Source organism: Natronomonas sp. (assembly GCF_046483325.1).
Lineage (GTDB): Archaea > Halobacteriota > Halobacteria > Halobacteriales > Haloarculaceae > Natronomonas.
On the sequence record NZ_JAWODL010000042.1, the window covers coordinates 19,343 to 39,248 of the forward strand.

Annotated in this window: 22 protein-coding genes; 8 read left to right on the forward strand and 14 right to left on the reverse strand. The window is 64.8% G+C overall.

Annotated elements, in window-relative coordinates:
- Positions 1 to 5: 5 nt before the first annotated feature.
- The 3 genes from R6U53_RS12505 to R6U53_RS12515 are packed head-to-tail and all read right to left on the reverse strand — an operon-like array spanning position 6 to position 2,847.
- Complete coding sequence (locus tag R6U53_RS12505) at positions 6 to 1,025, reverse strand: class I SAM-dependent methyltransferase (protein WP_410322700.1); 1,020 nt, start codon at positions 1,023 to 1,025, stop codon at positions 6 to 8.
- Positions 1,018 to 2,151, reverse strand: a complete 1,134-nt coding sequence (locus R6U53_RS12510; protein ID WP_410322701.1) for a 60S ribosomal export protein NMD3 — start codon at positions 2,149 to 2,151, stop codon at positions 1,018 to 1,020. Before R6U53_RS12510 ends, R6U53_RS12505 begins: the two co-directional genes overlap by 8 nt.
- 45 nt (positions 2,152 to 2,196) lie before the next feature.
- Positions 2,197 to 2,847, reverse strand: coding sequence for a helix-turn-helix domain-containing protein (locus tag R6U53_RS12515; RefSeq protein ID WP_410322702.1), 651 nt, complete (start codon positions 2,845 to 2,847; stop codon positions 2,197 to 2,199).
- Positions 2,848 to 3,079: 232 nt separating this feature from the next.
- On the opposite strand from R6U53_RS12515, the gene R6U53_RS12520 reads away from it, so the two are divergent.
- From R6U53_RS12520 to R6U53_RS12535, 4 genes are read left to right on the forward strand one after another with little or no spacing between them, the layout of a single operon-like run.
- A complete protein-coding gene (locus tag R6U53_RS12520; protein WP_410322703.1) occupies positions 3,080 to 5,143 on the forward strand; it encodes a hydantoinase/oxoprolinase family protein in 2,064 nt (687 codons plus the stop codon).
- Positions 5,140 to 6,993 carry a hydantoinase B/oxoprolinase family protein gene (locus R6U53_RS12525; protein ID WP_410322704.1) on the forward strand — a complete coding sequence of 618 codons (1,854 nt, stop codon included), beginning with the start codon at positions 5,140 to 5,142 and terminating at the stop codon, positions 6,991 to 6,993. Before R6U53_RS12520 ends, R6U53_RS12525 begins: the two co-directional genes overlap by 4 nt.
- 10 nt (positions 6,994 to 7,003) lie before the next feature.
- Positions 7,004 to 7,654: an isochorismatase family protein gene (locus tag R6U53_RS12530; protein ID WP_410322705.1), complete on the forward strand. Its 651-nt coding sequence runs from the start codon at positions 7,004 to 7,006 to the stop codon at positions 7,652 to 7,654.
- Positions 7,655 to 7,706: 52 nt separating this feature from the next.
- On the forward strand, positions 7,707 to 8,654 hold the full coding sequence (locus R6U53_RS12535; protein ID WP_410322706.1) for an oxaloacetate decarboxylase: 948 nt from the start codon (positions 7,707 to 7,709) through the stop codon (positions 8,652 to 8,654).
- 4 nt (positions 8,655 to 8,658) lie between these two features.
- Here R6U53_RS12535 and R6U53_RS12540 read toward each other — a convergent pair whose 3' ends face one another.
- The gene (locus R6U53_RS12540; protein WP_410322707.1) at positions 8,659 to 9,249 is read right to left on the reverse strand and encodes a riboflavin synthase; all 591 of its coding nucleotides are present in this window, start codon (positions 9,247 to 9,249) and stop codon (positions 8,659 to 8,661) included.
- A 77-nt stretch (positions 9,250 to 9,326) separates the two neighbouring features.
- Positions 9,327 to 9,587 (reverse strand): HalOD1 output domain-containing protein, encoded by a 261-nt coding sequence (locus tag R6U53_RS12545; protein ID WP_410322708.1) that lies wholly within the window; start codon positions 9,585 to 9,587, stop codon positions 9,327 to 9,329.
- Between the two features lie 119 nt (positions 9,588 to 9,706).
- Between R6U53_RS12545 and R6U53_RS12550 the strand changes: the two genes are divergently transcribed.
- Positions 9,707 to 9,955 carry a hypothetical protein gene (locus R6U53_RS12550; RefSeq protein WP_410322709.1) on the forward strand — a complete coding sequence of 83 codons (249 nt, stop codon included), beginning with the start codon at positions 9,707 to 9,709 and terminating at the stop codon, positions 9,953 to 9,955.
- A gap of 15 nt (positions 9,956 to 9,970) precedes the next feature.
- Complete coding sequence (locus tag R6U53_RS12555; RefSeq protein WP_410322710.1) at positions 9,971 to 10,201, forward strand: hypothetical protein; 231 nt, start codon at positions 9,971 to 9,973, stop codon at positions 10,199 to 10,201.
- A 15-nt stretch (positions 10,202 to 10,216) separates the two neighbouring features.
- On the opposite strand, the gene larC is transcribed toward R6U53_RS12555, so the two are convergent.
- The 8 genes from larC to R6U53_RS12595 all read right to left on the reverse strand — a co-directional run bounded on the left by larC (position 10,217) and on the right by R6U53_RS12595 (position 17,120).
- A complete protein-coding gene (gene larC, locus R6U53_RS12560; protein WP_410322711.1) occupies positions 10,217 to 11,512 on the reverse strand; it encodes a nickel pincer cofactor biosynthesis protein LarC in 1,296 nt (431 codons plus the stop codon).
- 89 nt (positions 11,513 to 11,601) lie between these two features.
- Positions 11,602 to 11,745, reverse strand: coding sequence for a hypothetical protein (locus R6U53_RS12565; protein WP_410322712.1), 144 nt, complete (start codon positions 11,743 to 11,745; stop codon positions 11,602 to 11,604).
- Between the two features lie 85 nt (positions 11,746 to 11,830).
- Entirely contained in the window at positions 11,831 to 12,535 is a 705-nt protein-coding gene (locus tag R6U53_RS12570; RefSeq protein ID WP_410322713.1) for a 5-formyltetrahydrofolate cyclo-ligase, read from the reverse strand.
- Between the two features lies 1 nt (position 12,536).
- Complete coding sequence (locus tag R6U53_RS12575) at positions 12,537 to 13,139, reverse strand: DUF420 domain-containing protein (RefSeq protein ID WP_410322714.1); 603 nt, start codon at positions 13,137 to 13,139, stop codon at positions 12,537 to 12,539.
- Positions 13,140 to 13,205: 66 nt separating this feature from the next.
- The gene (locus R6U53_RS12580) at positions 13,206 to 13,997 is read right to left on the reverse strand and encodes an ABC transporter permease (protein ID WP_410322715.1); all 792 of its coding nucleotides are present in this window, start codon (positions 13,995 to 13,997) and stop codon (positions 13,206 to 13,208) included.
- The gene (locus R6U53_RS12585) at positions 13,994 to 14,914 is read right to left on the reverse strand and encodes an ABC transporter ATP-binding protein (protein WP_410322716.1); all 921 of its coding nucleotides are present in this window, start codon (positions 14,912 to 14,914) and stop codon (positions 13,994 to 13,996) included. The genes R6U53_RS12580 and R6U53_RS12585 overlap by 4 nt, the downstream gene beginning before the upstream one ends.
- A 68-nt stretch (positions 14,915 to 14,982) precedes the next feature.
- Entirely contained in the window at positions 14,983 to 15,807 is an 825-nt protein-coding gene (locus tag R6U53_RS12590; RefSeq protein WP_410322717.1) for an MBL fold metallo-hydrolase, read from the reverse strand.
- On the reverse strand, positions 15,807 to 17,120 hold the full coding sequence (locus R6U53_RS12595; RefSeq protein ID WP_410322718.1) for an ATP-binding protein: 1,314 nt from the start codon (positions 17,118 to 17,120) through the stop codon (positions 15,807 to 15,809). The genes R6U53_RS12590 and R6U53_RS12595 overlap by 1 nt, the downstream gene beginning before the upstream one ends.
- Positions 17,121 to 17,231: 111 nt before the next feature.
- Here R6U53_RS12595 and rnz point away from each other — a divergent pair, with 111 nt between their 5' ends.
- The gene (gene rnz, locus R6U53_RS12600) at positions 17,232 to 18,164 is read left to right on the forward strand and encodes a ribonuclease Z (RefSeq protein ID WP_410322719.1); all 933 of its coding nucleotides are present in this window, start codon (positions 17,232 to 17,234) and stop codon (positions 18,162 to 18,164) included.
- A 47-nt stretch (positions 18,165 to 18,211) separates the two neighbouring features.
- Entirely contained in the window at positions 18,212 to 19,261 is a 1,050-nt protein-coding gene (locus R6U53_RS12605; protein WP_410322720.1) for a DNA-methyltransferase, read from the forward strand.
- 294 nt (positions 19,262 to 19,555) lie between these two features.
- Here the strand turns inward: R6U53_RS12605 and R6U53_RS12610 are convergent, their stop codons facing one another.
- Complete coding sequence (locus R6U53_RS12610) at positions 19,556 to 19,795, reverse strand: HalOD1 output domain-containing protein (protein WP_410322721.1); 240 nt, start codon at positions 19,793 to 19,795, stop codon at positions 19,556 to 19,558.
- Positions 19,796 to 19,906 lie beyond the last annotated feature (111 nt).

Below are 19,906 nucleotides of genomic sequence, written 5' to 3' on the forward strand. Positions count from 1 at the left end.
GATCGCTACTCGATTTTCGCGTCAACGACGCCGTGAACGACGCCGGCGCTGTGTGTCTTCACCAGTCTAGTTTCGAGCACGTCGACGGTTCGATCGGCCACCTGGGCGGCGGTCCGAAGGCTATCGATTGGACGATCGGGGAAGCGCGCCTCGGGCGTCGCCTCGTGGAGGTGAACGGTTCCCCCCGGAACCAGCGAATCGAGGGCCGGTCCGAGGTACTCGTGGGCGTCGTAGTATCCCATGACGACCCGATCTGCGGTCGTCTCGACCGTCCGGCAATCGCCCAATACGGCGCGGATGTCGTCGGTCACGCCGTTCAACTGCGCGTTCTCGACAAGCCACCGGTAGGAGACGGGATCGATTTCGGCGGCCGTCACCGACGCGCTCTCGCGGGCCATGGGAAGGGTGAAGTAGCCGATCCCGGCGAACATATCGAAGACGCGCTCGCCCGGTTCAACGACCTCGCCCATCCGAGCGCGCTCGGCTTTGTTCCCCGGCGAGAACATCACCTCGGCGAGGTCGAGCGCGTATCTCGTTCCGTGTTCGGCGTGGATCGTCTCCGTCTCCCCGATACCGGCGACGACCTTTCCGGACGGATCGCGTCGAGTGCCGGAAATTCCGCCGCGAGCGAACACCGTGTCGGCTTCGCCGTGCAGTTCGAGGAGCGCCTCGCCGACCGTCTCACACGCCGTCGGATCGAGTGTCCCCTTGGCGGACACGTCGCCGAAATCGACCAGCACGACGCTGCCGATCACCGCCCACGACGAGGGCGCGGCGTCGATGATCTCGTCGGACGCCCCGCGAGCGTCGAGAAGATCCCGCAGGCCACGTTCGCGGCGCGGGAGACCGACGCGTTCGACGGCATCGACGGCTATCGAACGCGGCGCGTCGAGCACCGGTATGGCGGTTCTGTCGGCGTCGTACGATTCGATTCGACGACTCCGATCGTATACCCCCTCCGCACCGAGCGCCTCGACGACCGATTCCGTCCTCGATCGCTCGACGATCGCCGCGAGCTCATTCATCGGCTTCTTCGGGCTCGGGCAGGACGTGGAGGCCATTTCGGTGCTTGAACACCCTGACCGTGTCGGCGTCGGGATCCAGATACGCCGGCCTCGGGATCGTCTTCGCCTCGAACGTCTCCGGGTCGAGCACCTGCACGGCGTGTTCGTCCTCGACTGTCACGACAATCGTCTCCTCCCCGTCGGCGCGCTCGCCGAGTTTGCGCGCGTCGGGGGCGATCCCCTCCTCAAAGGACGCCTCATAACGCTCGCCTGTCGCCAGCCGCGTACCCTTCAGATTGCCGTGAGCGCTCCGCACGAGCACGGGATCGTCGCCGTCGCCGAGGTCGATCACGTCGCCAGGCGTGTACGGCGGCAATCGTGCGGTGAAGGTGACCCGGTAGACCTCGTTTCCGTCGCCGTCCTCGGTGACGAGCGTCGGCGCTTCGGAGACGGTGCCGCCCAACTCGGCGATAATCCGTTTTGCGATCCCCTGGCCCATCTGATTCGTGGATATTTTCATGTCGACGCCGTCGTCAGTCCGGGTGGTCTCGGTGATGAACGCGTTCCTGTCGCCCGTGGCCTCCCGGTCGGCGATGTATGACTCGGCGATCTCGACGGCTCGGTCGTTCTCCTCGGGCGTCGGCTCACGATCCGTTCCCCGTACCTGAACTATACTGGCGTAGTAGTCGCCCGCGATGCGGCCGCACCGATCACAGGTCTGTCTGGCGATGTAGACCGGGACGGTGACCTCCTCGGAGATCGGCGTTTCCCGGACGCGACCGCTGAACAGGCAGTGCATCCGGATCGTGTTCTGATCGATCTGTTCGGGCTCGACCCCCCACTCCACCTCGTCGGCGTCGACGTGGACCGACAGCCGTTCGGCCGTCTCGTCGATGGCGACCCCCGTGTAATCGCGCGCGCCGACGTCGACCCACCGGTTGCCACGATAGAGTGCGCCGCACTGGCTGCAGACTCCGATCTCGATGCGGTCGGGGGCGTCGACGAGGTCGAACGACTCGAAATAGCAGTCGTCACAGAGGACGGCGTCGGGGTCACGCGGCCCGCCGGGGAGGTCGATCTCCGGAGGCCGTTCGATCTCGTCACCACATCGCGGACAGAACTCCCCCGACCGTGACCCGGAACTCATTGCTCATCGTTTCGTCCCGAGGCTGTTAAGCGGCCCGGACCGCCTTCACCGCCGCTTCGGCGTGGTACGCCGTCCACTCACCCCGCGGTCCCGGTCGAGCGCAGCGGAAAGCAACGTCCGTTCGGCCTTTCGGAGGTGCTCTTGCAGCGTCGCGCGACTGATGTCCAGCGCTTCGGCGAGCTCGGCGCTTTTGATCCGCCGGGGCCACTCGTAGTAGCCGCGATCGAGCGCCTCGGCCAACACGGTTCGCTGTCGGTCGGTCATCGAGGGCTCTCTGCCCTTGCCGAACTCCTCGAGTTTTCCGAGTGTCACCGTTCCGAACGACGACAGATCCTCGATGATTGCCTTGAGGTCCTCCCGGCGAAAGATCAACACGTTGTACTCTCGATGGGTGCCTTTGATCGTGTTCGACCGCCGTAGCGTCCCGTGGTTACGGTAGATCGCCGAGTAGGCCCCACAGGACGGTTTCGTCACCAACAGGTTCGTCTCGTCGAGCCGATCGACGTGCTCGACGTCATCGGCCGCCTCGAGTTCCCGCTGGAAGGCGTCCGCGTCCGCTCCCGCCCGAAGCACGAACGTCACGGAGCCGTCCCGAACTTCCTCGATCTCGATCGGAACGGGGTCGTCGGCGCCGGCCGTGAGCCGGCGCAGGATACATTCGCGGTGTTGTTCGAAGTGGATCGTCGCAGTGAACATCTCGGTGCGTCGCCGTGAGAATCGGTGTGAGCGGATAAAAGTCTGCGGTCCTCCGTGAGGACCCCGCTCACTTCGGTCATAGCTGCCCGAATCGGCCACGATCGATCGATTCTGCCGTCTCGGTCGGCCCTCGTTCCCCCGAAGTCGCCAGTGCGTGGGTTAAAAAGAGCCAACAGGTGTTGGGAGAACGCTTAGGCTCCGCTCACGAGTCTTTCAGAGCGTACGATATCGCATGACATACAACCTCGGCGTGGACGTCGGCGGGACCTTCACCGACGTTATCGTCTTCGACGAAACCACCCACGACCTCACCATCGAGAAGGTCCTCTCGACGCCTTCGAACCCGTCCGAAGGCGTTCTCACGGGGATCGAATCCGCCACCGAAAAGGCCGGTACCACCGTCTCGGAGCTGGATCTCATCTTTCACGGCACGACCGTCGTGACGAACATGCTGCTCGAGGAGACCGGCTCTCGCGTCGGTCTCATCACGTCGTCGGGCCACGAGGACATCCTCCACTTGGCCCGCGCGTGGACGCCCGGTCCGCTGTACGGCTGGATGGCCATGGAGAAACCGGATCCGCTGGCGGATCTGGTCGACACCCGCGGCGTCTCGGGATCGATCAGCTCGCCTGACGGGACCGAATCCGAGCCGCTCGAGGCGGCTGAAGTCCGCGACGCGGTCAATGAACTCGCGGATTCGGGCGTCGAGTCGCTGACCGTCGCGTTGCTCAACGCGTATCTCAACCCGGCTCACGAGGAGCGGATTCGAGAGATCGTCGCCGAGGAAGCGCCCGACCTGCCGGTGTCGATTTCCTCGGAGATCGTCCCCGAGTACGGCGAGTACGAGCGGACGCTCACCACGGTCATCAACGACTACGCCCGTCCGCAGGTGATCCGCTATCTGGACGACCTCGACGACTCGCTGGAAGCGGCCGGGTCGTCGGCGAAAATGAACGTCGTCCGCTCCGACGGCGGACTGATGAGTTCGCGCGCGGCGAAGAACCGCCCGGTCGAACTCGCGCTTTCGGGTCCGAGCGGCGGCGTCGTTGGCGCGGCGACGATCGCGGCGACGAAGGGCGTCCCCGACGTGTTGACGCTGGATATGGGCGGCACGTCGACGGACGTCTCGCTCGTCGAGGACGGCACGCCCGAGACGAGTCGACAGACCAAGGTCGGCTATCGGGAGTTCAAATCCCGCTCCGTCGACGTGAACACCGTTGGCGCGGGCGGCGGCTCGATCGCCCGCGTCCAGTTGAACGGCTCGCTGCAGGTCGGCCCCGAGAGCGCCGGCGCTGACCCCGGCCCGGCCTGCTACGGTCAGGGCGGCGAGGAGCCGACGGTCACTGACGCGAACGTCGTGTTGGGTCGCATCCCCTCGACGGTCCAACTCGGCGGGCGGATGGATCTGGACCGCGACGCCGCTCACGAGGCGATCGCGACGATCGCCGACGAGCGCGAAAGCACGGTCGAAGAGGCCGCTCAGGCGATCCTCGACATAGTTAACGAGAACATGCACGGCGCTCTCCGGGTCGTCTCCGTCGAGCGGGGATACGACCCCCGCGACTTCGGGCTCGTCGCTTTCGGCGGCGCGGGCCCGATGCACGCCAACGCCCTCGCGGACGTGATGGGCGCGTATCCGCTCGTCATTCCGCCGGGACCGGGCGTCATGTCGGCGTTTGGCTTTCTCACCTCCGACATTCAAAACGAGTTCGCGGAGACCTACCTCGAAACCGACCTCGACGTCGACGGCGAGGACGTTCACGGGGAACTCCTCTCGCTCCGGGAGGAGGCGACTGCGTGGCTCGATTCGGAGGGCGTCGACGAGGCCGACCACGCCTTCGAGTACTACGCGGAGTGTCGGTACTTCCGACAGGACATCCGGATGTCGATACCCGTCGACATCGACAACCTGCGGAGCGACACCGGCCTCGCGGTGATCAAAGACGACTTCGAGGCCCGCCACGAGCGGCAGTTCGGCTTCGCGCTCGACGCGCCGCTGGAGATCGCCAATCTCCGAGTCATCGGCAGGGGAACCATCGAGGGCGTCGCGATCGACGAGTACGAACTCGCGCACGCCGATCCGAGCGATGCGGAGATCGGAACCGAGCCGATCTACTTCGACGGCGAGTACCGGGAGACGCCGGTGTACGACCGGACTGACCTGCTGCCGGGCAACGAGCTGTCGGGTCCGGCCGTCGTCGTCGACGACGACTCGACGGTCGTCGTCCAACCCGACCACGTCGCGACGATCGACCGCTTTGGGAACATCGAGATCAACAGAGGTGAGACCCAATGAGCACCACGCCCGACTTCGTCGGCGACCACGATATCCACCAGACCACGCTCGACATCATCGAGAGCACGCTCGCGAACACCAGAGAGGAGATGGACCGGGTCGTCGAGACGACGGCGATCAGCCCGGTGATCCGCGAACAGTCCGACCAGTTCCCGCTCATCGCCGATCGGAAGGGGCGGATGGTGATGGGACAGTTCGGCTCGGCCATCGACACGATCATCGAGAACTCGCCGTTCGAGGTCGACGACCTGGAGGACGGCGACGTGATCGCGACCAACGATCCCTACATGTGCGCGGGCGCGGTGTCGCACACGCCTGACATGCTGTTGCTCCGGCCGATCTTCTACGACGGCGATCTCGTGGGCTACTCGAGCCAGTGGGGGAACCTGATGGACGTCGGCGGGAAGACGCCGGGCAGCATGCCCGTCCAGGCGACGACGATCTTCGAGGAGGGGATGCGACTCCCGCCGGTCAAGTTGTACAAACGAGGTGAGTTCGACAGCGAACTGCTCGAAACGTTCGCACACAACACTCGCCTCCCCGAGCACGCCGAGGCAGATATTAAAGCGCTCGCGGCGGGGACGAAAGCCGCCGAAACGCGCGTTCACGGGCTCTGCGATCGGTTCGGGAAGGAGACGTACGTCGAAGGCTGTGACGCCATCCTCGATCGGACCCGCGACGGGATGATCGACCTGATCCACGAGTTCGTCCCCGAGGGCGAACGCTACACCTTCGAGGACTACGTCGACGACGACGGGATGGGCAACGGCCCGATCAAACTCCACCTCGAGATCTACCGGGAGGGCGACACCGTCCACCTCGATTGGACGGGCACGGACGGACAGGTGCCTGGGACCGTGAACTTCCTGTTGAACGAGAAGATGTTCAAGATGTTCACCGGGGTCTTTCTCATCATGGCCTTCGATCCCCTCCTCACGTTCAACGACGGATACTACGACCTCTTCGAGGTGACCCTGCCCGAGGGTTCGGTCGTCCAACCGGAGTTCCCGGCGGCGCTCGGCAACCGCCTGCCGATGATGGCCCGACAGTTCGACGTGCTGCAGGCGACGTTCTCGAAGCTCATCGACGGCTTCTCCGTGGCCGGCAGCTACGGCACCTCGCCGAACCTCGTCTACGCCGGCACCAATTCGGACGGCAACGACTTCCAGATGCTTGAAATCCTCTACGGCGGGATCCCGGCCCGTCCCGGCGGTGACGGCCTCGACGGCCACTCGTGGTGGCCACTGTTCCGAACGGTTCCCGCGGAGTATCAGGAGGCGTACTACCCCCTGACGATCGACGAGTACAGCACGCGCGAGGACACCGGCGGTCCCGGCGAGTTCCGCGGCGGCCACGGCATCACGAAGGTCTACACCTTCGAGGAACCGGGGGCGATCACCTTCCAAGACGATCGCGCTCACACCTACCCGTGGGGCGTCGACGGCGGCAAACACGCCATGCGGAGCAAGAAGCGACTCATCCGCGTCGACGGCACCGAGGAGGCGCTCCCGTCGAAGGTCGAGAACGTGGCCGTGGCGGCCGGCGACAAACTCGTCTTCAGCACGGCCGGCGGCGGTGGCCTGGGCGACCCGCTCAACCGGGACCCCGACGTCGTCGCGACCGAGGTCCAGCGGGGACTCATCAGCGAGTCGGCCGCCGAGACCGAGTACGGCATCGTTCTGACGTCCGACGGAACCGTCGATACGGACGCGACCGAGGAGCGTCGCGAAGCGATCCGCGCGGACCGCGAGGAACCACCGGAGTTCGATTACGGACCGCTGCCGGACGAGGGGACACTCGAAGCCGAAATCGCCGCTGAACGGCGGGAATTCGAGAGCGGGAGCCGGTGATCACGAGCCGATGACCACACCGGAAACGACCGCCGAGGTGCGGGAGCGATACGCCGTCGGAGCGTTCGGCGAGCGCGTCGGGATGGGCGATAGACCGGCGCTCGTCGTCGTCGATCTCATAAACGCCTTCACCGATCCCAACTCCGATCTCGGCTCCGAGCTTGGGGATGTACTCGACCGCGTCGGGGAACTCCTCTCCGCGTTTCGCGAACACGATCTGCCCCGATACTTCACCACGGTCGCCTTCGAAGAGTCGTACGGCGACGCCGGTCACTTCGTCGAGAAGGTGCCCGCGCTTCGAGAGCTTCGACTCGGCACCGAAGCCGTCCAGCTGGACGACCGCGTCGCACCGGTCGGTGACGAGCGAGTGATGCTAAAAAAATACGCCAGCGCCTTCTTCGGGACCGACCTCGGCACCGAACTGACGACGAACGGCGTCGATACGCTCGTCATCACCGGCGTGACGACGAGCGGTTGCGTCCGAGCGACGGCCGTCGATAGCCTCCAGCACGGCTATCGGACGATCGTCCCCGCTGACGCGGTCGGCGACCGGGCCGACGACCCACACCGGGCGAACCTCTTCGACATCGACGCGAAATACGGCGACGTGGTCGCGTCGTCGGACGTGATCGACCACCTCGCGGGCGGTGACGGATCCTGAGCCCCGACGGTTCGATCGACACCGGTTTGACGAACGGAGGGGAGTCTCCGCCATGACGACGTACGGTGCCACGCTCAGAAACCGGCTCTCGCGCGACGAACTGCTCGTCTGTCCGGGCGTCCACGACCCCTTGACGGCCGCCGTCGCCGACCACGTCGGCTTCGACGTCATCTACATGACCGGCTACGGAACCTCGCTATCGAAGATCGGCTACCCCGATGGCGGGTTCATCACGATGCCGGAGATGATCGAGAACGCCAAGAACATTCAAGAGCGGATCGACGTGCCGCTCATCGCCGACGCCGACAACGGCTACGGCAACGCGACGAACGTGATCCGGACGGTCCGCGAGTACATCAAAGCCGGCGTCGGCGGGATCCACATCGAAGACCAGACGTTCCCGAAGCGCTGCGGGCACACGAAGGGCCGGCAGGTGATCCCGACGGAGGAGGCCGTCGGCAAGATCGCCGCCGCCGCCGACGTGCGAGACGAGCGCGACGAAGGGTTCGTCATCATCGCCCGCAGCGACGCTCGCGGAACGGGCGACGGCTCGCTGGATGAAGGCATCGAGCGGGTCAACGCGTTCCTCGATGCCGGGGCGGACGTCGCCTTCGTCGAGGGGCCGACCGACGAAGCGGAGCTACAACGCGTCGGCCGCGAGGTGGACGGCCCCCTCGTGTACAACTTCGTCGGCGATCTCGGGACCTCGCCGTACATCGATCTCGACGATCTCGAGTCGTGGGGCTTCGACGTCGTCTTGTTTCCGATCGTCTCGACGCTCTCGACCATCGCGAACGTCCACGCCGACTTGGCGGTGTTCGCCGACGACCCCGTCGAGTCGATGCGGCGCGTCGACGAGGCGTTTTCGAGTCAACCGGTCGGCAGTCTCCACGAGTTCTCGGGGTTCCCCGAGGTCCTCGAGTGGGAGAACGCCTACCTCCCCGAATCGGCCCGAGAAAAGTACGAGGGCTCGATCGGCGACGAACTCGCCGGCGAGTGAATGGTTAGCGGTATCCTTCCGTCAGGCTCTCGACGTACTTTGCGACCACGTCCACTTCGAGGTGGACGGGGTCGCCGATCGACTTCTCCGAGAGGGTCGTCAGCTCGTAGGTGGCCGGGATGATCGCGACGGTGAACTCGCCGTCTTCGAACTCCGCTACCGTCAACGAGATACCGTCGATGGCGATCGAGCCTTTTTCGACGACGTAGCGCCGCAGTTCGTCCGGCAGCGCGAAGCCGAACGTCCAGTCGCCGCCGATCTGCTCGACGCGAGTGACCTCGCCGACCCCGTCTACGTGCCCCTGTACGAAGTGGCCGTCGAGGCGGCCGTCCGCAGGGAGCGCGCGTTCGAGATTGACGTGATCGCCGCCTGCGACGTCGTCGAAGTACGTCCGTTCGAGCGTCTCTGCCGAGAGAAACAGCTCGAACGTTTCGTCGTCGAACGTCTCGACGGTCAGGCAGGCCCCGCTTATCGCGACACTTTGGCCGTGTTCGAGTTCGTCACAAAAAGGGGCGGTGACGCGAAGCCGTCGCCCCTCGTCGGTGTCCTCTATCGAGACGACCTCTCCGGTCGCTTCGACGATACCGGTAAACATACCCTCGGGTTCGCGCGTCGATGGTGAAAGGCTGTCGTCATCGGCGATCGACGCCGATGTGCCGGGTATAATCGGTGTCAGTCGCTGCCAACCGGGACGCCACCGAGGCTGGCCGGTCGGCAGTCCGTGACACGAATCGATCCATCGCTTCCGACCGTGATCTTACAGCCCGCATACGCGAACGACACCTCACCCTCCGCCATTTTATTTATAAGTGAATCCAGCGCCCCGGGATCGATGCGATCGTACAACGGCGGGAGTTTCGTCTCGTCTCGATGCGTTCTCCTCGCGACCGCTCGTACGACGCCTTCCGATATCCGTAGTTCTCCCCCTACCATGCCTCTCGCAACGATCGCTGCACGTATAAATCTCCGATCGAACTCACATCTCGAAACGGCGCCCGTCGCTCTCGGGACGAACGGCGTCTTTTTGTCCGTGAGCGCCCTTTCATATATAAATGGACCTGCTCGACACGCTCACCCTGTTCGGGACGGTCGTGCTCGCGGCGCCGATCGGACTCCTCGGCGCGGAGTTCGTCTTCGAGGGCCGACTCATCACCGGTGGGGGCTTTCTGTTCGTCGCGTTCGCGCTCGTCGCGGGCGGATACCTCAAACCGGATTTAAAAGGGATCGTGGCGGAGACCGTCGTCGACGTGGCGACCGAGGATCCCGATGACGGTCGCGACGAAGAGGCCTATAAGGACTGAGTTAAAAGGGGAGGCATGGCCATCGGAATCATCCGGATGCTCCAACTCGCCGCGACGCTCGTCGTCGCCGGCCCGATCGCGTTGGTGGGCGTGCTCAACGTTCTCGAGGGCCAGTACGCACTCGGAGTCTTCTTTCTCGCGGCCGCCTTCGGCCTCGTCGGCGTCAGCGAGTATATATACGTCCGGCTGACCGATCGGACAGTCGGTCGCCTACGGCGGTTGAAGAACGTCCGTGGCGGCGAGTGAACGGTCCCTTCGGTTTTAGTTTGCGTTTCGGTAGGTCGTCTCGGCGCGTCGGGCGATGTCTCGGGTCGGTACGCCCGTCTCCGCCGCTATCGCCGCGCAGTCGTCGTACTCCGCGCTCGCGTCATACACCGTTCCGTCGTCGTCGCTGGCGACCTTGACGTGCACCTCGTGGGTTTCGCCGTCGATTTCGACGTCCACTGCGTCGATGGTTCGATCGGCGATCCATCGGTGAGTGGCGGGGGTCTCCCTGACGCCGAGCGTTCCGGTTTCTGTGGCGAGCTTCCGCGCGACCGCCGTGACGTCCCTCGGTCTGACGATCACCTGGATCAGGTGGCCGGGACGGGACTTCTTCATCGTCGTCGGAACGATGCTCACGTCGCGCGCGCCGGCCTCGGCCAGTCGTTCGTGGAGTCCGCCGAGGATCTCCGGTGTCACGTCGTCGACGGTGGTTTCGAGCACGCGGATCCCGTCTCGCAGGAGTTCGCCGGTCGATTCGCCGAGCGTCGCCCGCAGGACGTTCGGGTAGTCGGCGAACGATTTGTCGCCCGCGCCGTAACCGACCGCGTCGATCGACAGCGGCGGCAGCGACTCGACGCCATCGGCGACGTGCGCGAGGATCGCCGCCCCCGTCGGCGTCAACAGTTCCGTCTCGATCGGCCCCCCGCACAGCGTCCATGATGCCGTCTCGGCGATGTAGGTAACGGCCGGCGTCGGCACCGGGTATGTCCCGTGGCTCATCGACGCCTCGCCGCCACCGGCCGAGACGGGCGTCGTCGCGACGCGTTCGACCCCGAGGTCGTCGAGAAGCAGCGCGACGCCGACGATGTCCGCGATCGCGTCGTCGGCGCCGACCTCGTGGAAGTACGTCGAGTCGAGATCGGTGCCGTGGACGCGGGATTCGGCCTCCCCGAGTCGCTCGAAGATGGCCAGCGCGTCGGCCTCGACGGACTCCGGGAGACCCATCTCGGCGACGAGGTCACAGCACTCGGCGTACGTTCGGCTCGTGCCGGCCCCTTCGGCGTGGTGGTGCTCGTGTGCGTGGTCGTGAGCATGGGCGTGCTCGTGCTCGTGCGTGTGCCCGTGCTCGTGGTCATCCGCCGCCGTGGGTTCGTCGCCGTCCGTCCCCTCGAGGAGCACGTCGACGGTGGTCGCTACGATCCCGTTTTTCGTCGTCTCGCCGATCCGATACTCGACGGGGAGGGCGGTCTCCACCGGTGTGAGCGCGTCGGAATCGGCACCGACAGCGAGGAGGGCGGCGAGGATCATATCGCCGCTGGCACCGGTCGAACCGTCGAACGCGAGGGTCTGCATGCACTCGAATCGATCCGCCTAAGCGAAAAAGGGAGCGATCGAACGGCCGCACCGCTTGCGGTCCCGGATCACTCGAAAGAAGCGAGTCCTTACCGGAGGTCCGGGACGAGCGGTGCTTCTACCTCGCCCTCGTCGTAGCGCTTTTTCCGTCCGCCGTCGGCGCGGACGGTCGTCGCGGGGCTGTCGTCTGTCGGCATGATGGGCACCATGGGTTCGATATCGTCTCGGGACATCTACGTCCACCAACAACTGTCACGGTCTTAAATGTAATGATTGATGATCAAGAATGCGGCAAATGCTGCCGGTCGTCCTCGGTCCTCACGACGAAAGGCGATCGAGGATCGGGATCTCCTCGCGGCGCGCGTCGTCGAGCGTCGACCAGTCGATCCCCGTCGGCTTCGGTCCGCCGTCGGTTCGGATCGTCCGCGTCGGCGTACAGACGACGTCGACGGGTACGTCGTGAGCGTCGGGCGTGAGCGTCTCTTCGACCACCTGCACGTCGTGGACGGTCGTCACCGTCGTCGTGTCGTCGTCGACGAGTCCGATCTCTCTGAGGACCGCGTACTCGAGATCGCTGTATCCCTCCCCTTTTCCGATCCGTGTCCCCGAGTCGTCCACCGCGACGCTGCCGACGACGATCGCGTCGATCCCCGCGAGTGCGCTCGGTTCGACTCGCGCCCCATACTCGCTCAGGTGCGAGACGGTCGGTGCGGCGTCGAGGTCGGCTATCTCGGCGGGATCGAGTTCCACGAAACACGCCTCCTCGGCGAGTCGCGGGACGGCCATGTACACCGTCGTGCCGCCCTTCAACAGCCGACGACGAAGGGGCAACTGCGGGGCGTCGGGGTTGGCCTTGACCGCGGTGGCGGTCGCGAGTTCCGGAAGCTCGATCGCCCGATCGGCCGCCTCCCGCGCGCCGTCGAAGTTGCTGATACGGCCGCGCGGCGGAAAGGGAAAGCGCGCGATCCCGTCGCGTTCGAGGCGATCCCAGATCCGCGTTCTAATGGCGTCTTTGTCGACCATCCTACGCTATTCCGCGGACGAACTCGATCTGCTCTGGGCCGTAGTAAAACGTGAGCATCCCGTAGGCGAGGAGGCCCAACACCAGGCTCACGAGCCACGCCGTCACCGCCACCCGACCGACCTTCGCGTGGGCGGTTTGGCGGAGTTCGGTCGGTGTGTGCGTCAATCCGAGCGTGATCGCATAGAGGACGAACGGAACGGCCACGACCGAGAGGAAGATGTGGACGCCGAGGCTGCCGAGATAGAGGCTTCGAAGCGGCGCGCCCGCGACGATCTCCTTTCGGCCGCCGCCACCCGTCTTCAACAGGTACATCACCAAGAACAGGAGGATGAGCACGAACGCCGCGATCATCGCCGTGCGGTGTTTCTCGACCTCGTCGGCTCTGATCCAGCGTATTCCGAGAACGAGACAGACGATCGTCGCCGCGTTGACGACCGAGATCGCGTGTGCGAGCAGATCGACCGTCGACTCGGTGATCTCCGGATAGATCCCGAGATCCGCATAGAGCGTCCCGATGACGACGACGTACCCGACTATCGTCAGGAAAGCAGCGAGCGCGCGGGGGTGGTCCCGTGCGAACTGTGGTCCGCGTACGGTGGACATACTCACGCTTTGGGGCCCCGACCAAAGGTCGCTTCGCTTTCCCCCGTCGATTGTCGGTTGTTCGCGTCAGTCCGTCCGCGGGAGGGCGTACGCCCCGGCGACGAAGAATCCGAGCGCGAGCACCGCGAGGACGAGCAGGTTGAGGTACGGATCGACACCCACGACGCCCGTCTCGCCCACTCCTACCATGGCACCGGTCGGTGCTTCGTACGTCGCTGCCCGAAGCCCCCGTGCGAAGTACGTCAGCGGTGACAGCTGCATGAACGGCACGAACCACTCCGGGAGCATCGCCGGCGGAATAAACGTCTCCGAGAGGAACAAAAGCGGGATCGCGACGCCGTTCGAAGCCGCGATGACGCCGTCTTGGGAGTCGGCGACCCGGCCCAACACCGCGCCGAACCCACAGAACAGCGCGACTCCGAGGGCGATGTACGGGACGACGAGCGGTGACGCGACGAAGCTCGCGTCCGTGACGGCCAACACCATCGCGAGAATGACGAGCGAGGCGAGGCCGATGACGGCGACGTTGACTAGCGTCTGCGCCAGCAACCACTCGGCTCGCGACAGCGGGGTCGTGGCCAATTTCTCGAACCGGTTCCCCTCACGGTGACGGGCGACCTCGCTGCCGACGCGCGACAGCGGCGTAAACAACACGACGACCGCGAGGTAGCTGGCGACGTAGTAGCCGGCCGGTTCCGCGAAGAGGCCGCCGTCGGTCGGGTCCGTCCGTATCAACGCGCCGAAGATGAGGATGAGGATGATCGGGAAGAAGAACGTGAAGAACACCGCCGTTCGCCGGCGGACGAAGGCGTACCACGCCGCCCGCGTTTCGGCGGTAATCCGGCCGAGTCGACTCACGCCCATCCCTCCGTGGTCATCCCGTCGGCCGAGGCCGCGTCGGTCCCGGTCAGCTCGATGTAGACGTCCTCCAAGGTCGGCTGGCGCCAGGTCAGCCCCTCGTAGACGACGCCGGCGTCGGCGAGTGTCTCGACGATCGACGGGATATCCGTCGCGTCGGCGGGGACCGCGACGCGGCGGTCCTCAGAGATGATCTCGTACCCGGCGTCGGTCAGCGCTTCGACCGCGGCATCGCCGTCTTCGGGCTCTATCAGGAGGCGGCTCTCGCCGCCGTATCGCCCGATAAGCTCCGACGGTGAACCGAGTGCGACGAGCTCGCCGTCGGCCAACAGCCCGACGTGATCGGCCAGTTCCTCGGCTTCCTCCATGTAGTGGGTCGTCAACACGACGGTCGTCCCGCCGTCGGCAAGCCCCTCGATGAGCCGCCAGAGGTCGCGACGGCCGGTCGGATCGATCCCGGTCGTCGGCTCGTCGAGCATGAGCAGCGCGGGGTCGTTGACCAGCGCCGTCCCCACGCAGACGCGACGTTTCTGTCCCCCCGAGAGGTTCTCGTAGAACGTGTCCGCGCTGTCGGTGAGTCCGACGTCGTCGAGAACCGCCTCCGGATCCCTCGACTCGTCGTACAGTCCCGCGTAGTACTCGACGAGCTCTTTGGCCGTGAGCCGACCCGCCGGCGTGAACTCCTGTGGGAGGAGGCCGATCCGGTCGCGCGCGACGTCGGCGGGCGACTGCCCGAAGACGGACACCGTTCCTTCGGCGTCGGTCGTCCCCGAAAGCGCACGAACGAGCGTCGTCTTGCCCGCGCCGTTGGGGCCGATGAGCGCGAAGATCTTGCCCTCGTCCACGGAGAAGGATACGCCGTCGAGGGCGACCGTCTCCCCGTATCGGCGGCGAACGTCCACCGCGTCGATAATCATACGAAAACCGGGGGTGTCTCGAACCTAAAGGCTACTGTTCGCGTCGTCGGGACGTCGATTCCGGCGAGTCACAGCTTGAACCGTTCGCCGTCGACAGCCATGTCGTCGTCGAAGGCCTCCTCGGCGGGGATGTAGTGTGACAGGTGGACGAGACGGTACTCGTCGGCGTCGAGGTCGTCCGCCAGCGCTCTCGCACCCTCGATCGTCATGTGTTTGGTCCCGAACGTTCGGTAGACGCCGTTCTCGTCGGGGTGATCGCCACCGAGCGGGTGGAACTCGGTGTGTTTCGCCGGAACGATCCCGTCGACGAAACACAGGTCCGGATCGGCGAGCACGTCGCTGGATTCCTCGGAGATATCGTAGTTCGTGTCGCCCGAAATCGAGAGCTTCCCGTCGGTTTCGGGGTCCTCGATCGTGAGTCCATAACAGACCAACGGTGGGTGTTCAACGGGGACGAGCGTCACCTCGAAGCCGCACGTCTCGAACGTCTCGAACGGCGTTTGGGGACGGACGGTTATCGTATCGAGGTAGTGGTACTTTTCGTCGACGGTCCCCGCGACGCTTTGCCCCGTTTGTGGATCCGTCTCGTTCGCCGCGAAGACCGGAACGTCGTCGAGCAGGCGGTAGGCGTTGCCGAGCCCGTCGAGGTGGTCGAAATGAACGTGGCTGACGATGATCGAATCCGGCAACGGCACGTCTTGGGTGAGAAACTGATAACGGAAGTCGGGACTCGCGTCGACGAGTACCGATTCCCCGGTTCGTTCGTTGTGAACGTGGACGGAAAATCGAGATCGTTCGACTCCGCGTTCGACGGCGCGTTCGCAGGTGGCACAGTCGCACCTCGGCGTGGGCGTCCCGGTCGTGTCCCCGGTGCCGAGCAGCGTGACCTCCATCAGTGGTCGTGGTCGTGACCGTCCGACCCGCCCGCGATGAGCACGTCGGGGTCGCCCTCGATCATGTCCATGTTCTTCAGGTTGTCGCGCTCCTCGAACCCCGCGATAGCCTCCATCAGGTCGGCTTGGGTCAGCGTCGTTCGCTCCTCTGTCAACGCGTCGAGAACGGCCTCGCGAAGCACGAGTCGGAGGTCGCTGCCGGTCAGTCCCTCCGTCTCCTCGGCGAGCGCGTCGGGGTCGAACCCCTCGACCTCCATTCGACGGGTGACGATACGGAGGATATCCGACCGCATCCCCGCGTCGGGTTTCGGGAAGTTGACGATCTCGTCGAAGCGCCGCCAGGCGGCCGCGTCGAGTTGGTCGGGGTGGTTCGTCGCGCCGATGAGCAACACGTCGTCTTGGATAAGCGAGATCTCGTCGATGCTCTTCAACAGCGTGTTGACCGCCCGTTTGATCGCGGCGTGCTCGTCGGAGGCGCGCGTCTTCGCGACGAAGTCGAACTCGTCCATGAAGAGGATACACGGCGAGAGCCGTTTCGCGATCTCGAACGTCTTGTCGACGTTTTTGGCCGTCTCACCGAGGTACTGACTCGTGATCATCGAGAGTTTGACCTCGACGAACGGGAGATCGAGGTCCTGTGCGAGCGCGCGGGCGACGGAGGTCTTTCCGGTCCCCGGCGGGCCGACGAAGAGTAGTTTGCCGATCTCGCGCAGACCGATCTCCGCGAGGTAATCGCGGTGTTCGATCGCCTTGACGATCTTGTGGATCTCGTTCTCCTGATCGGCCGTCAACACGAGGTCATCGAGCGTGATCTTGATCTCTTCGGGCGCGCGGATCTCGACGAGGTCCAGCATCTCCTCTTCGTCCTCGTCGAACATCTCCTCCAGAAGCGAATCGATCCAGACGCGGTCGGCATGGATCGGTCGGTTCGTCTCGCGGGCGGCCTCGTAGTCGACCTCGTCGAACCGGTCGCCGAAGGCGTACGCGAGCGTCGGGTTCTCTACGAGCGCGTCGGCGGAGATCCGTTCGAGGAACCAGGATTCGGCCATCCCGCGGTCGGTGAATTCGATCTTCCCGGAGAAGTCGTCCCGGTCGGTGAACATCAGTCCGGAGATGGCCTCCCAGGGACGCTCGACGCCGGTCGCCGCGGCGATGGTGTTGGTCGTCGTCGTCAGCGGTCGTTCGACGGCGCCATCCTTCCAGAAAACCTGACGGTATCGTGGGGGGAGATCGCGTTCATCCAGATCGCGGTTTCCGGTGTAGATAGCCGCAGTCAACAGGAACTCAACTACATCGAGTTCGGGGCTACTCATTCCCAGCAGTCTTGCCGTGGAGGGGGTATAAGCCCGTCGAAAACCGATATCTGGTTCGAGGCGTGGCGTGACACCGAAGTCGGTTTATCGGTGCCGCTTGTCGTTGCGGGTATGTCGCTTCGCGTGACCTTTCTGGGGACCGGTGGTGCCGTGCCGACGACGCGGCGAAACACGAGCTCGATCTTCCTCCGCCGGGAGGGCGACCGACTGCTCTTCGACTGCGGTGAGGGCACCCAGCGCCAGATGATGCGGTTCGGAACCGGCTTCGCCGTCTCGCATATCTTCCTCACGCACATCCACGGCGACCACACCCTCGGGATCCCCGGACTCCTCCAGACGATGGACTTCAACGAACGCGAGGCCGCGCTGTCGATACACGTCCCCACGGCGGCGCGGAACCGACTCGAGGCATTCATCGACGCCGCGTCAGGTCGGCCCTCCTTTCCGCTCCGGATCAACGGCGTCGGCGATGAGGACACCGTTCTCGACGGCGACGGCTACGAGATCACTGCCTTCCGGACGGATCACGACACCCCGTCAGTTGGCTACGCGCTCAAAGAGGACGAGCGAAAGGGCCGCTTCGACCGCGAGCGCGCCGAGGAACTCGGCGTCCCCGTCGGCCCGATGTATCAGAAACTGCACGCCGGGGAGTCGGTCGAACTCGACGACGGGACCGTCGTAGAGTCCGAACAGATCGTCGGCCCGCCGCGTCCCGGCCGGACCGTGGTCTACACCGGCGACACGCGACCCGTCGACCGCACCGCCGAGGTCGCACGGGATGCCGATCTGCTGATCCACGACGCGACGTTCGCGGCCGACAACGAGACGCGCGCCCGTCGAACCGGCCACTCGACGGCCGAATCGGCAGCGGACATAGCGAATCGCGCGGGAGCCAAACGGCTCGCGTTGGTCCACATCTCCTCTCGGTACGCCGGCAACGCCGACCCGATCGAGCGGGACGCTGAGGGGGCGTTCTCGGGCGAGGACGCGTTCGTCCCCGAGGACGGCGACGTCGCAGAGATCCCGTATCCGGACGCGGCGTGACGACCGTCGAAGGAAGGGTATACGGGGCTCCGCCGACAGCCTCGGACATGGAGACGTCCCACCGCGTGTTCGTCGGCGATTCCCGGGAGATGTCGGCGCTGGACGACGACAGCGTCGAACTCGTTGTCACCTCTCCGCCCTATCCGATGATCGAGATGTGGGATGACCTGTTTTGCTCGCTCGATCCCGACATCGAGGCCGCCCTCGACGCCGGCGACGGACGACGGGCGTTCGAATCGATGCACGAGACGCTCCACCCGACGTGGGACGAGCTCGCCCGCGTGCTGGTCGACGGCGGGATCGCCTGCATCAACGTCGGCGACGCCACGCGGACCGTCGGCGGCGGCTTTCGGGTGTATCAGAACCACGCCAGAATCATCGAGTACTTCGACGAGTTGGGATTCGAACCGCTCCCCGACATCCTCTGGCGGAAGCCGGCCAACTCCGCGACGAAGTTCATGGGATCGGGAATGATCCCGCCGAACGCCTACGCGACCCTCGAACACGAGTACATCCTCATCTTCAGACGCGGGGCCGAGCGACGGAGCTTCGAACCGGGATCCAAGCGGCGCTACGAGTCGGCGTACTTCTGGGAGGAACGCAACGAGTGGTTCTCCGACGTGTGGACGGACGTTCGCGGGACAGTACAGGCTCTCGACGGGGACGGTGGCGACATCCGCGAACGTTCGGCCGCCTACCCGTTCGAGATCCCGTACCGCCTGATAAACATGTACAGCGTCTACGGCGACACCGTACTCGACCCGTTCTGGGGGACCGGGACGACATCGCTCGCCGCGATGGCTACCGGCCGGAACTCCGCCGGTTACGAACTCGACGAGGGCTTTATAAACGTATTCGAGGAGACCCTGGGAGATATAAAAAGGCTCTCCCGAAGCGTCGCGGAAACCCGTTTCAATCGCCACGAATCGTTCGTCGAGGATCGCAGAGCGGCCGGCGAAACTTTCGCGTACGACGCCGAACACTACGGCGTTCCCGTCACGACGAAGCAGGAACGACAGCTTCGCCTATATACCGTCGAGTCGGTCGAGGTGTCCGAGGACGGTTACGCGGTGTCACACGAGCCGTATATGAGCTAGTACGTGTCGGACGAAGTCTAACCGTTACTCCGCGTCGTTCACGCGACGGACGTTGACGAGAGGGTTCGCGGGTCCGGCGTTTCGTTCTTTCCTGTGGGCCTCGATCGCGATGAACACCTCGGTAAGCGTCCCGACGACCGCCGTTCGAAACGAACAATCGTAGGGATTATTCCAGCCGGCGGGAGCTTTCGAAACCCATACTGGACACGGTGTCTCGATGCTTCGCGGGGGAGTGTATGAACTACTACGATAATCCCTCTGAGTACAGGTCAGCTCGTATCGCTCGCTCAGTGGTTAGCTCTCGTCTCCGACTTCTTGGAGCTGGATCACACCGGTATCCGCGACCGTTACGACATACCCGTTGAAACGGAATTGGATCCGAACCTCCGACCGTTCGCCGCCGCTAGCTTCGACGAGCGCGTTCAATGCGTCGGGGTCGATGGCTTCGTACAACGGGTCGAGGTCCGTCTCATCGACGCAGGCGGCGGCCGCTACCGCTTCGATGATAGCCTGCGTTGGTGTGACAGAGTCCACCGTTGGATTCACTGGCCGAATGGAACTCATTGTGTGGTCGGCCGTGGCTAGGGTTCGTTTCAGCATATATATATTGGAAAGTTACCTTTCGAACCCATCGTAACAAACCGT

What these genes read in the sequence shown, in the direction of transcription:
- R6U53_RS12525 (WP_410322704.1), top strand. Translation starts at nt 5,140, where the DNA reads ATGAGCACCACGCCCGACTTCGTCGGCGACCACGATATCCACCAGACC.
- R6U53_RS12550 (WP_410322709.1), top strand. Translation starts at nt 9,707, where the DNA reads ATGGACCTGCTCGACACGCTCACCCTGTTCGGGACGGTCGTGCTCGCG.
- R6U53_RS12535 (WP_410322706.1), top strand. Translation starts at nt 7,707, where the DNA reads ATGACGACGTACGGTGCCACGCTCAGAAACCGGCTCTCGCGCGACGAA.
- R6U53_RS12585 (WP_410322716.1), bottom strand. Translation starts at nt 14,914, where the DNA reads ATGATTATCGACGCGGTGGACGTTCGCCGCCGATACGGGGAGACGGTC.
- R6U53_RS12545 (WP_410322708.1), bottom strand. Translation starts at nt 9,587, where the DNA reads ATGGTAGGGGGAGAACTACGGATATCGGAAGGCGTCGTACGAGCGGTC.
- R6U53_RS12515 (WP_410322702.1), bottom strand. Translation starts at nt 2,847, where the DNA reads ATGTTCACTGCGACGATCCACTTCGAACAACACCGCGAATGTATCCTG.
- rnz (WP_410322719.1), top strand. Translation starts at nt 17,232, where the DNA reads ATGTCGCTTCGCGTGACCTTTCTGGGGACCGGTGGTGCCGTGCCGACG.
- R6U53_RS12505 (WP_410322700.1), bottom strand. Translation starts at nt 1,025, where the DNA reads ATGAATGAGCTCGCGGCGATCGTCGAGCGATCGAGGACGGAATCGGTC.
- R6U53_RS12575 (WP_410322714.1), bottom strand. Translation starts at nt 13,139, where the DNA reads ATGTCCACCGTACGCGGACCACAGTTCGCACGGGACCACCCCCGCGCG.
- R6U53_RS12530 (WP_410322705.1), top strand. Translation starts at nt 7,004, where the DNA reads ATGACCACACCGGAAACGACCGCCGAGGTGCGGGAGCGATACGCCGTC.
- R6U53_RS12570 (WP_410322713.1), bottom strand. Translation starts at nt 12,535, where the DNA reads ATGGTCGACAAAGACGCCATTAGAACGCGGATCTGGGATCGCCTCGAA.
- R6U53_RS12590 (WP_410322717.1), bottom strand. Translation starts at nt 15,807, where the DNA reads ATGGAGGTCACGCTGCTCGGCACCGGGGACACGACCGGGACGCCCACG.
- R6U53_RS12565 (WP_410322712.1), bottom strand. Translation starts at nt 11,745, where the DNA reads ATGTCCCGAGACGATATCGAACCCATGGTGCCCATCATGCCGACAGAC.
- larC (WP_410322711.1), bottom strand. Translation starts at nt 11,512, where the DNA reads ATGCAGACCCTCGCGTTCGACGGTTCGACCGGTGCCAGCGGCGATATG.
- R6U53_RS12555 (WP_410322710.1), top strand. Translation starts at nt 9,971, where the DNA reads ATGGCCATCGGAATCATCCGGATGCTCCAACTCGCCGCGACGCTCGTC.
- R6U53_RS12510 (WP_410322701.1), bottom strand. Translation starts at nt 2,151, where the DNA reads ATGAGTTCCGGGTCACGGTCGGGGGAGTTCTGTCCGCGATGTGGTGAC.
- R6U53_RS12595 (WP_410322718.1), bottom strand. Translation starts at nt 17,120, where the DNA reads ATGAGTAGCCCCGAACTCGATGTAGTTGAGTTCCTGTTGACTGCGGCT.
- R6U53_RS12540 (WP_410322707.1), bottom strand. Translation starts at nt 9,249, where the DNA reads ATGTTTACCGGTATCGTCGAAGCGACCGGAGAGGTCGTCTCGATAGAG.
- R6U53_RS12520 (WP_410322703.1), top strand. Translation starts at nt 3,080, where the DNA reads ATGACATACAACCTCGGCGTGGACGTCGGCGGGACCTTCACCGACGTT.
- R6U53_RS12605 (WP_410322720.1), top strand. Translation starts at nt 18,212, where the DNA reads ATGGAGACGTCCCACCGCGTGTTCGTCGGCGATTCCCGGGAGATGTCG.